Below are 14480 nucleotides of genomic sequence, written 5' to 3'. Positions count from 1 at the left end.
CCGTCACCGGATGACGTCGAAGTCAGCGCCGAGGGCGTCGAGCTTGGCGAGGAACTTCTCGTACCCACGGCTGAGGATGTCGACTCCGGACACCTTCGACTCCCCGGTCGCCGTCAATGCGGCGATGATGTGGCTGTAACCACCGCGGAGGTCGGGAACGACGATGTCGGCGCCGTGCAGTGGGGTCGGCCCGGTGATGACCGCGGCCTGCTCCAGGTCGCGACGCGGCACGCGCCGAGGACCGTCCTGGAGTCCGCGGGGATGCACCACGATGTCGGCGCCCATCTTCACGAGGGCGTCGGTGAAGCCCAGCCGGTTCTCGTACACGGTCTCGTGAACGACGGATCGCCCCTGCGCCTGGGTCAGCGCGACGACGAGTGGCTGCTGCCAGTCGGTCATGAACCCCGGGTGCACGTCCGTCTCGATGACGACGGGCTTGATCTCGCCGTCGCGACGGAACAGGATGCCGTCTTCCTTGACATCGAACCAGCCGCCGGCCTTGCGGAACACGTTGAGGAAAGTCAGCATCTCCTGCTGCTTCGCCCCGCCGACGAAGATCTCACCGTCAGTGGCCAGCGCCGCGGATGCCCACGAGGCGGCCTCGTTGCGATCGAAGATCGAGCGGTGGTCGTAGCCGCGAAGCTTCTCCACACCCTCGATGACGATCACGCGGTTGGGCTCGTAGGAGATGATGGCGCCCATCTTCTGCAGCACGGCGATCAGATCCATGATCTCGGGCTCGATGGCGGCGTTGCGGAGCTCTGTGGTGCCTTCTGCGCGCACGGCGGTGAGCAGCACCTGCTCGGTGGCGCCCACGCTCGGGTACGGCAGGTGGATGTTCGCACCGTGCAGTCTGGCTCCACCGGTCGACAACCGGATGCCGCTCGGCTGCTTCTCGACGATGGCGCCGAACTTGCGCAGAGCGTCCAGGTGGAAGTCGATGGGACGGTCGCCGATGCGGCATCCGCCGAGGTCGGGGATGAACGCCTGGCCGAGACGGTGCAGAAGCGGGCCGCAGAACAGGATCGGGATGCGTGATGCACCGGCGTGCGCGTCGATCTCCTCGAAGTGAGCGGACTCGACGTCGCTCGGGTCGAACACCAGCGCGCCGGCTTCGTCTCCGTCGGAGACGCGGACGCCGTGGACCTCGAGCAGCGAGCGGACGACCGCCACGTCGCTGATCGCCGGCACGTCACGCAGCACACTGACCGTCTCGCCGAGAAGAGAAGCGACCATGGCCTTGGTGGCGAGGTTCTTCGCACCCTTGACATCGACGCGGCCGCGAAGCGGGCGGCCTCCTCGAATGGCGAGGACATCGCCGGTGAGTGCGGGGACTTCTTCCGGGATAGCGTCGCGCACAGGTGTCGTCATTCGGGCCTCACTTCATCATCGGGGGCGGGTTTGCCCCTGGCTCCCCCGCCCTCACCGCTTCACAGAACGGGAAGAGTCCTCGGCCGCCACGACTCGCGACGGGCCTCGAACTGCGCGATCTTGTCTTCATTGCGCAGCGTGAGCCCGATGTCATCGAGCCCTTCAAGGAGCCGCCATCTAGTGTAATCGTCGATCCCGAGGTCAGCCTGGATGCCGCCGATCGAGGCCGTCCGGTCTTCGAGACTCACGGTGATCTGCACGCCGGGATTCCGGTCGATCTCGGCCCAGATCCGCTCGAGATCGTCTTCCGAGATCGTCGCCGCGAGCAGGCCCTGCTTTCCGGAGTTGCCGCGGAAGATGTCAGCGAAACGGGGACTCAGCACGACCTTGAAACCGAAATCGCGCAGCGCCCACACCGCGTGCTCGCGACTCGATCCGGTGCCGAAGTCCGATCCGGCGACGAGGACGGATGCACCCTGGAAAGGCGACTGGTTGAGGACGAAATCAGGGTCCTGGCGCCATGCGTGGAAGAGCGCGTCCTCGAAGCCCGTCTTGGTGACGCGCTTGAGGAACACGGCCGGAATGATCTGGTCGGTGTCGACGTTCGAGCGCTTCAGCGGAGCTGCGATGCCTGTGTGCGTGGTGAATTTCTCCATCAGATGGCCTTTCCGTCGAGCGCCGTCGCGTATTCCGGGGCCGCGTCTTCGAGGTCGCCGGGACTGGAGAGCGTCCCCCGGATGGCGGTGGCTGCGGCGACGAGCGGCGACACCAGATGCGTGCGCCCGCCCTTGCCCTGCCGACCCTCGAAGTTGCGGTTGGAGGTGGACGCGCACCGCTCGCCGGGCGCGAGCTGATCCGGGTTCATTCCGAGGCACATGGAACAGCCGGCGAAACGCCATTCCGCGCCGAAATCCTTGATGACCTGGTCGAGGCCCTCCGCCTCAGCTTCCAGACGCACCCGGGCAGAGCCGGGGACGACCATCACGCGAACGCCGTCCGCCTTCTTCTTGCCCTTGATGATCGAGGCGAACGCCCGCAGGTCTTCGATACGGCTGTTGGTGCATGAGCCCATGAAGACCGCGTCGACCGGTACCTCTTTGAGAGGCGTGCCCGGCGTCAGATCCATGTACTCCAGCGCTCGCTCGGCGGCCGCCCGTTCGTTCGGGTCGTCGATCTCCGCCGGGTTCGGCACGGATGCCGACAGCGAGGTGCCCTGCCCAGGGTTGGTGCCCCAGGTGACGAACGGCTCGAGCTCGTCGGCGTCGATGAAGACCTCGGCGTCGAACGCCGCGCCATCGTCGGTGGGAAGCGTGCGCCAGTAGGTCACCGCATCGTCCCAGTCCTCACCCTTCGGCGCGTGCGGGCGCCCCTCGAGGTAGGCGAAGGTCGTCTCATCGGGGGCGACCATGCCGGCCCGCGCGCCCGCTTCGATCGACATGTTGCAGATCGTCATCCGCCCCTCCATCGAGAGCGCGCGGATCGCACTGCCGCGGAACTCCAGGACATAGCCCTGGCCGCCGCCGGTGCCGATCTTGGCGATGACGGCAAGGATGACGTCTTTCGCCGTGACCCCGGGACGCAGGGTCCCCTCGACGTTGATCGCCATCGTCTTGAACGGCTTGAGCGGAAGGGTCTGTGTCGCCATGACGTGTTCGACCTCGCTGGTGCCGATCCCGAAAGCCATCGCGCCGAATGCCCCGTGGGTCGACGTATGCGAGTCGCCGCAGACGACGGTGATCCCAGGCATCGTGAGGCCGAGCTGCGGTCCGACCACGTGCACGATTCCCTGCTCGGCATCGCCGAGCGAATGCAGACGCACCCCGAACTCCGCCGCGTTGCGGCGCAGCGTCTCGATCTGGGTGCGGCTGGTCAGGTCGGCGATCGGCTTGTCGATCTCCCACGTCGGAGTGTTGTGATCTTCGGTCGCGATCGTGAGGTCGAGCCGGCGGAGCGGGCGCCCTTCACTGCGCAGACCGTCGAATGCCTGCGGGCTGGTCACCTCATGCACGAGATGCAGGTCGATGTAGATGAGGTCGGGCTCGCCGTCGGCGCCCTTGACCACGAGGTGATCGTCCCAGACCTTCTCGGCGAGGGTCCTGGGGCGTGCGGAATCGGTACCGGGTGCTGCGGTGCTCATTGCGTGTCTCCTGTGGCTGGCGGTTCGGCCCACGATGGACTCCGCGACGAGGAGGGGCTCAGAACGAGGTCTCGTCGCGGCCGCTAAGAAGAAGGAGCACGGTCCGCATGACGTCAGATTACCACCGCTCGGACGCGCTCCGATCCGTCATGACACTCTGTTCATCACCCACGACCGAGAGGCCCCGCATGACCGTCGACACCGCACGCTTCGCCACTCGAGCGGTCCATGCGGCGAGGAGCCGTGAGACCGCGGCGTCTCGGGCCACGCCGATCTACCTCACCGCCGGATTCGAGTTCGACGACTTCGACCATGCGACCGACCACTTCAGCACCGGCGCCGGCTTCGGATACACCCGCACGGGAAACCCGACCGTCCACGCGGTGGAGCGTCAGCTCGCCGCACTCGAGGGCGGAGCAGAGGCGGTGCTGGTCGCCAGCGGTCAGGCGGCGGTGGTCACGGCCATCCTCGCCGTCGCCGGCGCGGGAGACCACATCGTCTCGTCGACACACATCTACGAGGGCAGCCGCGGTCTCTTCCTCGACAGCCTGGCGCGACTGGGCATCGAGACCACCTTCATCGACGACATCGCCGACCCCGACGCCTGGCGCGCCGCCGTCCGTCCCCACACGCGGGCTCTGTTCGCCGAATCTCTCGCGAACGCCCGCAACGATGTACTCGACGTCGCTGCCGTCGCCGCCGTCGCCGACGACCACGCCATCCCGCTGATCGTCGACAACACTCTCGCGACCCCGTACCTGTTTCGCCCGCTGGAGCACGGCGCGGCGATCGTCGTGCACTCGGCGTCGAAGTTCCTCGCCGGTCATGGCTCTGTTCTCGGCGGAGTGATCGTCGACGACGGCCGTTTCCCCGCCGACAGTGCCGGCCACAACGCGCCGCACCTCGTGCTCCCGGGCCGCGGTGGTGCGCCGAGCGTGGTGGCACGCCACGGAGGACGGGCGCGCATCGCCTACGCACGCGAGGTTGTCGCGCCGCGATTCGGCGCGTCCCCCTCACCCCTCAACGCGTTCCTGATCGGCCAGGGCGCCGAGACACTCGGGCTTCGCGTCGAGAGGCAGTCCCGCAACGCGCTCGAGGTCGCGCGGTGGCTCGAGGCGCACGACGCCGTCGAAAGCGTCGACTACGTCGGACTTCCCAGCCACCCGGACCACGAGAGGGCCCTGCGTTACCTGGAGGGCGGGTTCGGCTCGATCTTCACGTTCACCCTGCGCGGCGGCCTCGACGCCGCCCGGCGGTTCGTCGAGCAGGTGTCGGTGTTCACGCACATGACCCATATCGGCGACGTCCGGTCGCTCGTGCTGCATCCGGCGACCACAAGCCACGCTCAGCGCACCGATGAGGAGCGCGCGATCCTCGGAGTCCGGCCGGGGACGCTGCGACTGTCGATCGGCATCGAAGACATCGAAGATCTGCTCACGGACCTTTCCCGCGTCCTGCAGCCGGTGAAGGAGACCGACCGGTGAGCCGCCCCCAGCACTTCGGCTGGTTCCTGGCTCGCGGTTTCGGCCCTCAGGGATGGGGATATCCCTCCCTCGAGTGGGACTACGACTGGACGCGCCCGGAGGTCTATCAGGACGCGGCCCGGACGCTCGAGCAGGCAGGGTTCGACCTCGTCATCATCGAAGACGCGCCTTCTCTCGGGTCCCCGGAGACGCTCGATCTGCGGGTGCGACACGCGTTCGGCGGGCCCAAGCACGACCCGCTGCTTCTCGCGCCCTACCTCTTCCAAGCGACGACGCATCTCGGCGTCGTGCCGACGGTGAATCCCGCGGCGTACCTTCCCTATACCGCCGCCCGCCAGTTCGCGACACTGCAGCACTTGAGCGGCCATCGTCTGGGGCTCAACGTGGTCACGGACACGGGGAGCGCTCGGCACTTCTCGGATGCCGCGCAGCTCGGGCACGACGACGCATACGACCGCGCCGAGGACTGGCTCGCCGGGCTCCGCGCACTGTGGCGGAGCTGGGAACACGGCGCCCTCGTCGCCGACGCGAGCACCGGCGTGTATGCCGACGGCACCAGGTTGCGCAGAGTCCGGCACCGCGGCACGCACTTCTCGTTCGACGGCCCGCTGAATGCGCTGCCGTTCACGGACGGAGAGCCGGCGATCGTCTCGCCGGGCGGCTCCGGCAGAGGACTCGGCTTCGCCGGGAGCAACTCCGATGTCCAGCTCGCCCTCGCCCCGCTGCACGAAGCCTCCGTTCGCGCGTACCGCTCGAAGATCCACGACGCCGCCGTCGCCGCAGGTCGTTCCGCGTCCGACATCAAGATCCTCTTCGCCATCCAGCCCGTGATCACCGCGTCCGCCGAGGAGGCTGACCGCATCGTCGCAGCATCAGCGCGCCCCGACGACGACGCTCTCGTCCAGATCGCCCGCAAGCAGTCCAGCGACCTCGAGACCGACCTGACGGCGCTCGACCTCGACAAGCCGCTGGATCTGTCCGTGTTCGGCGATCACGTCTCGCGTGGCAGCATCCAGAGACTGATCGGCGACCGCGGTGAGGATGCGCCGCTGCGAGCACACCTGACGGCTCTGGCTCGCGCAGGCCGCATCGTCGACCGCACCGGCTTCGTCGGTACGGCCGAAGAGTTCGCCGATCTCATCGAGGAACTCGGCGACTGGGGCAACGACGGTGTGCTGCTGTGGGGCGACTTCCACCCTGTGACGCTGCACCGTACGCTCGACGAGCTCGTGCCGGTGCTGCGGCGTCGCGGCATCCTGCGCCGTGGGTACGCCGACGGCGGGCTGCAGGCGAACCTGCGCGCGTTCTGAGCCGCGCGCAGGTTCGGTTCCGCTAGTCGTTGATGACCGACCGCTTCTCGACGCGCTTCTCTCGCGAGGAGGCGATGAGGCTGGCGATCGTCGCGACCGACATGGACGCGAGGATGACACCGAGCGAGACCATGTTGCTGATGTCCGGCACCCATTCGACGTGCTCGCCGCCGTTGATGAACGGCAGTTCGTTGACGTGCAGCGCGTGCAGGATCAGCTTGACGCCGATGAATCCGAGGATCACGGCGATGCCGTAGTGGAGGTAGCGCAGGCGGTCGAGGAGATCTCCGAGGAGGAAGTAGAGCTGGCGCAGGCCCATCAGCGCGAAGATGTTCGCGGCGAAGACCAGGAAGCCGTTGGTGGTGATCTCGAAGATCGCCGGGATGGAGTCGACCGCGAAGATGAGGTCGGTCACGCCGATGGTGACGAAGACGATGACCATCGGGGTGAACATCCGCTTGCCGTCGACCGTCGTTCGCAGCTTCGCGCCGTCGTATTCCTCACTGATGTCGATGCGTCGGCGCAGCAGCCGCACGACGAAGTTCTCGCGCTTGACCTCACCTTCGTGGTCTCCCTCCGGCATCGCCTGGCGGATGGCGGTCCAGATCAGGAATGCGCCGAAGATGTAGAAGATCGGCGAGAAGTTCTCGACGATCGCGACACCGGCGAGGATGAAGAGGCCGCGCAGGATGAGCGCGATGATGATGCCGACCATCAGCACCTGCTGCTGCAGGCGTCGTGGCACAGCGAACTGGGCCATGATCAGCACGAAGACGAAGAGGTTGTCGATGGAGAGGCTGTACTCCAACGCCCATCCTGTGATGAAGTCTCCCGCGTTCTGCCACCCGCCGACATTGCCGAGGAGCACGGCGAACAGCAGGGCGAGGGCCACGTAGAAGACCACCCAGAGGGTCGACTCCTTCGTCGACGGGATGTGCGGGCGCAGCTTGATGAGCAGGAGGTCGCCGATCAGGATGATCGTCAGGACGACCATCGACGTGATCTCGAACCAGAGGGGAATTTCCAAGGGCGCACTGCACCTTTCGAAAGGGGTCGGAAAGAAGCCGAAAGTCTCTCCCCCGCACACAGAGTGCGTCGCGCGCCCGGAGCAGCCGTGTCGGTGCTCGTGATGACGTTACGCGCGGATCCGGGATACTCCCTCTCGCACGCACAATGCTACCGGAACCGTCGGGGCGTGGTGAAATGGTCGACGTGACCTCGAACGCGCAGCCCGTGACGACTCCCTCCGACTTCGATCCGCGCGACACGTCGCCACGCAACAGGTGGGCCCGGTCCATCGGATCGCTCATCTTCGTGAGCCGCTGGCTGCAGGCGCCGCTCTATCTGGGCCTCATCGTGGCGCAGATCGTCTACGTCATCGTCTTCATGGTGGAGCTCTGGCACCTGATCACCGAAGACGTGTTCGGCGACATCACCCACATCGAGGAAGCGACGATCATGCTGAGCGTGCTCGGCCTGATCGACGTCGTCATGATCGCCAATCTGCTCATCATGGTCATCATCGGCGGGTACGAGACGTTCGTTTCGCGGATCAACACCGAGGGACATCCCGATCAGCCGGAGTGGCTGTCGCACGTCAACGCGAACGTCCTCAAGGTGAAGCTCGCGATGGCCATCATCGGCATCTCGTCGATCCACCTCCTGAAGACCTTCATCGCGGTCGGCAACATGGACGCGAACGGTGTCAACGCCGAGGAAGTGGGCGGTCTTGGAAGTTACACTCCCACCGGCGTCTTCTGGCAGGTCGTCATCCACATGGTCTTCATCGTCTCGGCTGTCGCCCTGGCCTGGATCGACAAGATGTCGCAGAGCACGTTGAGGGCTGCCCAAGCCAATACGCACTGATTCTGAGACGATGAGGCATCCGTCGACACTTTCCAGTGAGAGACACACCGAACGGAATCGGGATGCCGGTGCAGACGAGCGATCAGAAGTGGGCGGCGCAGGCCGCGGCTGGTGACGAGAGCGCCTTCCGCGAGCTGTACCGGGCGCATGTGCGTCCGGTCTACTGGATCGCCCACGGCATCCTCGGCTCGCCGCCCGATGCGGAGGATGTGACGCAGGAGACGTTCATCGTCGCCTGGCGAAAGCTCCCGAGCCTCGAGCTGCAGGGCGAGTCACTCCTCCCCTGGCTGGCGACGATCTGCAGATTTCAGGCGGCGAACCGCCTTCGTCAGCGTCGCCGTGATCGCGCGCACACCGCGGAGGCCCTCGACGAGGATCTGCCCGACACCGTGAGCGTGGAGGAGCAGGTCATCACCGCTGCGCTGGCTGCACGGATCGCGGCCGAAGTAGGCACCTTGAGCGACCTCGACCGCGAGATCTTCCGACTGTGCGCATCAGAGGGGTATGCGTACCAGACTGCCGCCGAGCAGCTCGGCGTCAGCCACGCCGTCGTTCGAAACCGTCTCTCCCGCGTCCGCACCCAGTTGCGCGGCGCCGTCACGGAAGCGAGAGACGCATGAACGACAAGACCAGCGACAACCGGGCCCGCACCGACGAGTTGCCCGAGCTGCCGGACGACACCATCGAACGCATCGAGACGGCGGTGTTCGCACAGATCGCCGCCGAGCGCGCCCCCGTTCGTGCTGCCGGCGACCGCGCACGCAGGCGCCGCCGACGGTGGTTCACCGGCCTCGGCGTCGCAGCCGCCTTCGTGGTGGGCGTTCTGGTGACACCGCCGATCCTGGGTGTCATGGGCGGCGGTTCGGCCTCGTCGACCGCAGAGAGCGTCGACATGTCCGGAGGAGGCCCCGCAGACACCAGCGCGGAGATCGCCCCTGGGGCCGCCGGCGCGGAATCCGCCGACTCATCGGGACAGGTCACCACAGACATCGACGAGAGCTCGCGCGAGATCATCGCCACTGCCAACGCCACGCTCCAGGTCGACGATGTCCAGGCCGCCACGGCAGCGATCACTCAGCTGGCGGAGGACCGGGGGGGCTACGTCGAATCCGTGGAGGTGGGGCGCGCGACGGTTTCGGACGAGGCGTCCGACTCGATGCCCGCCGCCCCGGTCGACTCGGACTACGGACGGATCACCGTTCGGATCCCGTCGGACGATCTTCCCGACGCGATCACGGCGCTGGGCGAGTCCGGTGAGGTGCTGTCCTCGTCGATCTCAAGGCAGGACGTGACGTCCGTCGCGATCGACCTGCGCGCTCGCGCCGACGCCACACGAGCCTCCGTGGAACGTCTCACCGCACTGATGGCACAGTCCGGGAGCGTGTCCGAGTTGATCGAAGCGGAGGTCGCTCTGACCGAGCGCCAGGCGCAGCTCGAGTCCTACGAGCAGCAGCTCGCCGCACTCGAAGATCAGGTCGCGATGTCGACTCTGCAAGTGGATCTGACGCGAAGCGCAGCGCCGACGGCGGCAGATCCTGCAGGTTTCAGTGACGGGCTCCTGGCGGGCTGGAATGGACTCGTGGTCTCCCTGAACGCGCTCGTGATCGCGCTCGGCTTCGTCCTCCCCTGGCTCGTCATCGCCGGAGCCGTGGCACTCGTCATCTGGCTCGTGCGGCGAGCCCGCCGCGCACGGCGTGCTGTGCCGCGACACTCGGATGCGGAGGCCGGCTGAAGCGAGGACGATCCTGCGGATACGAAGAAAGCCCCCGGGTGACCGGGGGCTTTCTGGTGTCGTGTGACCCCAGCGGGATTCGAACCCGCGTTACCGCCGTGAGAGGGCAGCGTACTAGGCCGCTATACGATGGGGCCGTCTTGCGGACGTTTCCGTCGCGCGACAACCGTTCAAGTATGCCATGACGATTATCGCTCCGCAAAATCGGGCCGAGCATGCCCAACACTCGGGCGTGGCGCACGAAAGAGCGTTTGCCCGCAGGCGTCGGAAGGAGTTGACTCGACTCATGCGCGTGACAAAGTTCGAACATGCCGCCCTCCGCATCGACGACGACGGCGAGACTCTCCTGATCGATCCGGGATCGTTCACCACTCCCCCGAAAGATCTCGCAACTCTCGTCGGTGTGATCATCACGCACGAGCATCCGGACCACTGGACACCGGAGCAGCTCGACCGAATTCTCCAGGAAGCTCCTGGCACGGCGATCTTCGCGCCCGCCGGTGTGGCACGGGCCGCCGAAGGTTACCCGATCACGGTGGTCGCTCCCGGCGAGACCATCGATGTCGGAGGTTTCACCGTCCGCTTCTTCGGTGGCACGCACGAAGTCATCCACTCGTCGCTGCCGATCGTGGAGAATGTCGGCGTCCTCGTCAACGGGGTGCTCTACTATCCAGGCGACTCGTATGCCGTCCCAGAGGGGGTCGAGGTAGACACTCTCGCGGCGCCGCTGGGTGCGCCGTGGCTGAAGATCGGTGAGGCCATCGACTACGTGCTCGCCGTGCGGCCGCGCCGCGCATTCGGGACACACGACATGACCCTGTCCGACGTCGGCAAGAACATGCATCGGCAGCGTCTCCAGTGGGCCACCGAACAGGGCGGCGGGGAGTTCCTCGTCCTCGAGGCCGGCGACTCTCTCGAGCTCTGAGGCCGTCCCCGCGCCGACTTCTCCCCGGAGTCAGCTCGCGGTCGAGAGGCTCCGCACCCGAAGATCGCGCGCGAGATGGTCGCGCTGCTCGACGACGAGGCGACGGAGGGCCGACGGCGCGTCCTCATTCGCCGCGAGCCAACCGTCGACGAGCGTCAACGAGTCCGTCGCAGGGAACATGCCGACGACGAGGCGCTTGGCGATCTCGATGCTGCGCGCCCGCCACGTCGTCGTGAGCCGCGCGAAGTAGTCCTCGTCGAACGCCTCGATGAGGTCGCGGCGTCCGCCCGCGCGGAAGCCGGCGATCTCCGCCCCCAGCTGATCGTTGCTGAGCGAGTCGTCATTCCATGCGGCATCCCATGCCGCCCGGCGTACCGGGGCATCCGGACGAGACGCGAGTGCGCGCCGCGCTGCCGTGTGACCGTCACCGGTGTCATCTCGCTCCTGCTCAGCGGCGATATCCGCGGCATCGGCGTGCCCCCGGGTCACGAGTGCCGTGAGCAGCTGCCAACGCAGATCCGGGTCGACGACGAGGCCGTCCGGAACCGAGCCGTCCAGCATTGCCCGCACCTCGACGTGCCGCGCGTCATCGTGAGCGGATGCCGTCGCCAGCGCCCTCGCCCACGAGAGTTGCGCGTCGCCGCCCGCCTCCGCAGCCTGCAATGCGCTCCACGCCGTCTCGGTCCAGCGCGATTGCTCGTCAGCACGGCGCGCGCCATCGAGGAAATGCCGAAGCGCGAACGACGCGTTGGCCAGGATGCCGGCGAGGAGCCCGATGTTGGGTTCTGCCGGCGCATGCTCGCGCACGATCGAGAGGTAACGCGTCACGTCGAACTCACCGTCTCGCGTCGCGTTCCACAGCGACGACCAGACGAGCGCCCTGGCCAGCGGATCCTCGATCGACGAGAGAGACTGCTCCACGGTGTCGAGCGAACGCTCGTCGAGACGTGCCTTCACGTACGTCAGGTCGTCGTCGTTGAGAAGCACGAGGTCCGCAGATGGGAGGTCCACAGGCGTGCGCTCGTCGATGACGTCCTGCTCGATCTGCTCGCGGCGAACCACCCGGCCCTCGACACGGTCGTAGAGACCGATGCGAAGACGATGCGGCCGCGGATCCGTCTGCATCAGGAACCTCTGCCCCTCCGCATCCGTCTCCATCCAGAGCGCTGACACACCGGAGGTCTGCAGCCATGCTTGCGACCAGTCACTCATGTCCCGGCCCGAGACAGCGCTCAGCTCGACCAGGAAGTCCTCCAGCGTGGTGTTGCCGAAGGCATTCGCGGCGAAATACCGGCGGGCACCTTCGAAGAACGCGTCGTCACCGACGAAGGCGACGAGCTGCTTCAACACGGCCGCCCCCTTGGCGTACGTGATGCCGTCGAAGTTGAGTTTCGCGGCTTCGAGGTCGGCGATGTCGGCGACGATCGGGTGCGTCGTGGGCAACTGGTCCTGCTGATACGCCCACGCCTTGCGGTTGGCGGCGAACTTGACCCACGCGTCGTGGAACCGCGTGGCCACGGCGGACGCGTGCGCGCCCATGTAGTCCGCAAAGGACTCCTTGAGCCAGAGATCGTCCCACCACTTCATCGTGACGAGGTCGCCGAACCACATGTGCGCCATCTCGTGCAGGACCGTGTTCGCCCTGGCGGCTCGCTGCGCATCGGTCGCTGCGCCTCGCGAGAGGTACGCCTCGGTGAAGGTCACCAGGCCCGGGTTCTCCATAGCCCCGAGGTTGTACTCGGGGACGAAGATCTGGTCGTACTTCCCCCAGGGGTACGGGTAGGCGAAGGCCTCGGTGAAGAAGTCGAGACCCTGGCGAGTGACGTCCAGGATCTCCTCGGATTCCATGTACTGCGCCAGAGAGCGGCGCGCGAACAGTCCGAGCGCGATGCTCTGGTCTCCGCGCTGCCATTCACCCGTGACCCGTGCGTAGGGTCCCGCGGCGACGGCGGTGATATAGCTGGAGATCGGCAGGGTGGGGGCGAATTCGACTCGTTGCACTCCGACCCCGACGTCGACTCGCTCCGCGCCCTGGTTCGACAAGACCTCCCATCCGGAAGGCGCGTCGACCACGAACGTGTACGCGGCTTTCATGTCGGGCTGTTCGAAACATGCCATGACTCGGCGTGCGTCCGCAGGCTCGTACTGCGTGTAGAGGTAGGTCGCGTCGTCTGCCGGATCGTGGAACCGATGAAGCCCCTCGCCGGTGCGGCTGTAGGCTCCGACCGCCTCCACTCGGACCACGTTGGTGGCCGCAAGCCCCGAGAGTCGGATGCGCGCACCGTCATAGTTCACGTCCTGGTCGACGCCGTTCACGACGACGCGGTGTACGCCCTCCCCGATGAAGTCGATCCAGGTCGCGTCGGTGGTGGCGTCGAACTCGAGGGTCGTCGTGGTGGGGAATCCGGTGCGCGCACGCTCCGGGGCTCCGGTCAGATCGAGTTCGACACGGATACCGTGCACGGTGACCGCTGCGGATCGCGCCGCGGTCTCGTCTCGGCTCAGATTGGCGGTGTGCATGGATCCATCCTCCCATTCGGATGCCGACGTGCCGTCATCGACGATGACGCAGGAGCGACAGTCATCCGCTTCGGCGGGTGGCCGAGTTCCCGTCCACCTTGCCGATCTTCTCCGGGCCGCCGAGCAGCCGACGGATCGCCGTTTCCGGCGTCACGGTCAGGTCCATGGTCTTTCCGCGTGAGTACAGACGGAACACGCGCGGGTCGATGTAGCTGCCCCGCGCGACCGCCGTGGTGTTGCCGAGCGCCGCCGCAGCGGCCTGGACGGCCAGCCGCTCCGCCTGATTCCGCTCACCGCGACTGTCGAGTCGGCCGATGCGGGCGAGCGCATCGGCCGCGAGGATCGTTCCGTGCAACGTTCGAAAGTCCTTCGCCGAGAACGACGCGCCCGTGATGTCGCGAATGTACGTGTTCACCTCTGCCGGTGTGATCCGGACCCGCCGGCGACCTTTTCGATAAGCCAGTAGGAAAGCGCGGGGCGCACCGACGGCGAACTCTGCGAGTGCTTCCGCGAGCGACTCGTCGGTGATCTCGATCGACGCCGTGCGCCCGCTCTTGGCGGGGAAGGACAGCGCCAGGTCGCTTCCCTCGACCCGGACATCACGACGGCGCAGCGTCGTGAGACCACGACTGCCATGCCGGACGAGATAGCGATCGGACCCGATGCGGAGCGCGGCGTCGTCGAGCAACCGGAACGCGATCGCGAGCGCGCGGTCCTTTGTCTGCCCCTCCTCGCGCAGCGTGCGGGTCACCTGGGCGCGAGCGCTGGGAAGCGCTGCGGCGAGATCGAGCGCGCGCGCGAACTTCCGTCGGTCGCGAGACACACTCCACAACGGGTGATAAAGGTACTGCTTCCGACCGGCACCGTCGACACCGACCGCCTGGATGTGCGCCAACGGGTCGGTGGCGATCCAGACATCGGTCCAGGCCGGCGGGATCGCGAGGTCGCGGATCCGTTCTCGATCCGCCTCAGGCGCTGGTACGTCCTGGTGGTCGAGGTATCGGAAACCGGATCCTGAGCGCCGTCGCCGGAAGCCGGGATCCTCGCCGGGTACCACCCGAGTCAATGCCGCCATTCGTCGGTCCTCCTCGTTTCGAACGCGCGTCGACTCGTGTCGCAGACCGCTCTCTTGGAG

12 protein-coding genes and 1 tRNA gene are annotated in these 14480 nt (G+C 66.8%); 6 read left to right on the top strand and 7 right to left on the bottom strand.

The features are described from left to right. Positions 1 to 3: 3 nt before the first annotated feature. From murA to leuC, 3 genes are read right to left on the bottom strand one after another with little or no spacing between them, the layout of a single operon-like run. Entirely contained in the window at positions 4 to 1371 is a 1368-nt protein-coding gene (gene murA / locus D7252_RS13240; protein WP_120775813.1) for a UDP-N-acetylglucosamine 1-carboxyvinyltransferase, read from the bottom strand. Positions 1372 to 1430: 59 nt separating this feature from the next. Beyond that, positions 1431 to 2027: a 3-isopropylmalate dehydratase small subunit gene (gene leuD / locus D7252_RS13235; protein ID WP_120775812.1), complete on the bottom strand. Its 597-nt coding sequence runs from the start codon at positions 2025 to 2027 to the stop codon at positions 1431 to 1433. Then, a complete protein-coding gene (gene leuC / locus D7252_RS13230; RefSeq protein WP_120775811.1) occupies positions 2027 to 3508 on the bottom strand; it encodes a 3-isopropylmalate dehydratase large subunit in 1482 nt (493 codons plus the stop codon). Before leuC ends, leuD begins: the two co-directional genes overlap by 1 nt. A 188-nt stretch (positions 3509 to 3696) precedes the next feature. Here leuC and D7252_RS13225 point away from each other — a divergent pair, with 188 nt between their 5' ends. Together D7252_RS13225 and D7252_RS13220 are read left to right on the top strand one after the other, a co-directional pair. Further along, the gene (locus tag D7252_RS13225; RefSeq protein WP_120775810.1) at positions 3697 to 4992 is read left to right on the top strand and encodes an O-acetylhomoserine aminocarboxypropyltransferase/cysteine synthase family protein; all 1296 of its coding nucleotides are present in this window, start codon (positions 3697 to 3699) and stop codon (positions 4990 to 4992) included. Further along, entirely contained in the window at positions 4989 to 6302 is a 1314-nt protein-coding gene (locus D7252_RS13220) for an LLM class flavin-dependent oxidoreductase (protein WP_120775809.1), read from the top strand. The genes D7252_RS13225 and D7252_RS13220 overlap by 4 nt, the downstream gene beginning before the upstream one ends. Positions 6303 to 6324: 22 nt before the next feature. Here the strand turns inward: D7252_RS13220 and D7252_RS13215 are convergent, their stop codons facing one another. Continuing rightward, positions 6325 to 7329, bottom strand: coding sequence for a TerC/Alx family metal homeostasis membrane protein (locus tag D7252_RS13215; RefSeq protein ID WP_120775808.1), 1005 nt, complete (start codon positions 7327 to 7329; stop codon positions 6325 to 6327). A 206-nt stretch (positions 7330 to 7535) separates the two neighbouring features. Between D7252_RS13215 and D7252_RS13210 the strand changes: the two genes are divergently transcribed. The 3 genes from D7252_RS13210 (at position 7536) to D7252_RS13200 (ending at position 9900) form a co-directional block, all read left to right on the top strand. Further along, positions 7536 to 8168, top strand: a complete 633-nt coding sequence (locus D7252_RS13210) for a TIGR00645 family protein (RefSeq protein ID WP_259461100.1) — start codon at positions 7536 to 7538, stop codon at positions 8166 to 8168. A 62-nt stretch (positions 8169 to 8230) separates the two neighbouring features. Next, positions 8231 to 8788, top strand: a complete 558-nt coding sequence (locus D7252_RS13205) for an RNA polymerase sigma factor (RefSeq protein ID WP_120775806.1) — start codon at positions 8231 to 8233, stop codon at positions 8786 to 8788. Next, positions 8785 to 9900 carry a DUF4349 domain-containing protein gene (locus D7252_RS13200; protein WP_120775805.1) on the top strand — a complete coding sequence of 372 codons (1116 nt, stop codon included), beginning with the start codon at positions 8785 to 8787 and terminating at the stop codon, positions 9898 to 9900. Before D7252_RS13205 ends, D7252_RS13200 begins: the two co-directional genes overlap by 4 nt. Before the next feature lie 64 nt (positions 9901 to 9964). Here the strand turns inward: D7252_RS13200 and D7252_RS13195 are convergent. After that, positions 9965 to 10037, bottom strand: a tRNA-Glu gene (locus D7252_RS13195). Positions 10038 to 10186: 149 nt separating this feature from the next. Here D7252_RS13195 and D7252_RS13190 point away from each other — a divergent pair. Continuing rightward, positions 10187 to 10825, top strand: coding sequence for an MBL fold metallo-hydrolase (locus D7252_RS13190; RefSeq protein WP_120775804.1), 639 nt, complete (start codon positions 10187 to 10189; stop codon positions 10823 to 10825). 30 nt (positions 10826 to 10855) lie between these two features. Here D7252_RS13190 and pepN read toward each other — a convergent pair whose 3' ends face one another. Further along, positions 10856 to 13345, bottom strand: a complete 2490-nt coding sequence (gene pepN, locus D7252_RS13185; protein ID WP_120775803.1) for an aminopeptidase N — start codon at positions 13343 to 13345, stop codon at positions 10856 to 10858. A gap of 61 nt (positions 13346 to 13406) precedes the next feature. Beyond that, positions 13407 to 14420 (bottom strand): DNA topoisomerase IB, encoded by a 1014-nt coding sequence (locus tag D7252_RS13180; RefSeq protein ID WP_120775802.1) that lies wholly within the window; start codon positions 14418 to 14420, stop codon positions 13407 to 13409. Positions 14421 to 14480 lie beyond the last annotated feature (60 nt).

Origin of the sequence: Microbacterium sp. CGR2 (assembly GCF_003626735.1) — a bacterium.
In the GTDB taxonomy this organism is placed as follows: domain Bacteria; phylum Actinomycetota; class Actinomycetes; order Actinomycetales; family Microbacteriaceae; genus Microbacterium.
The sequence above is the reverse complement of the archived record's forward strand: the minus strand, read 5'-3'. Positions and strand labels throughout refer to the sequence as shown.

Excerpts from the sequence above, each read along its gene's own strand:
- murA (WP_120775813.1), bottom strand. The coding sequence starts at position 1,371 with ATGACGACACCTGTGCGCGACGCTATCCCGGAAGAAGTCCCCGCACTC.
- leuD (WP_120775812.1), bottom strand. The coding sequence starts at position 2,027 with ATGGAGAAATTCACCACGCACACAGGCATCGCAGCTCCGCTGAAGCGC.
- leuC (WP_120775811.1), bottom strand. The coding sequence starts at position 3,508 with ATGAGCACCGCAGCACCCGGTACCGATTCCGCACGCCCCAGGACCCTC.
- D7252_RS13225 (WP_120775810.1), top strand. The coding sequence starts at position 3,697 with ATGACCGTCGACACCGCACGCTTCGCCACTCGAGCGGTCCATGCGGCG.
- D7252_RS13205 (WP_120775806.1), top strand. The coding sequence starts at position 8,231 with ATGCCGGTGCAGACGAGCGATCAGAAGTGGGCGGCGCAGGCCGCGGCT.
- D7252_RS13200 (WP_120775805.1), top strand. The coding sequence starts at position 8,785 with ATGAACGACAAGACCAGCGACAACCGGGCCCGCACCGACGAGTTGCCC.
- D7252_RS13190 (WP_120775804.1), top strand. The coding sequence starts at position 10,187 with ATGCGCGTGACAAAGTTCGAACATGCCGCCCTCCGCATCGACGACGAC.
- pepN (WP_120775803.1), bottom strand. The coding sequence starts at position 13,345 with ATGCACACCGCCAATCTGAGCCGAGACGAGACCGCGGCGCGATCCGCA.
- D7252_RS13180 (WP_120775802.1), bottom strand. The coding sequence starts at position 14,420 with ATGGCGGCATTGACTCGGGTGGTACCCGGCGAGGATCCCGGCTTCCGG.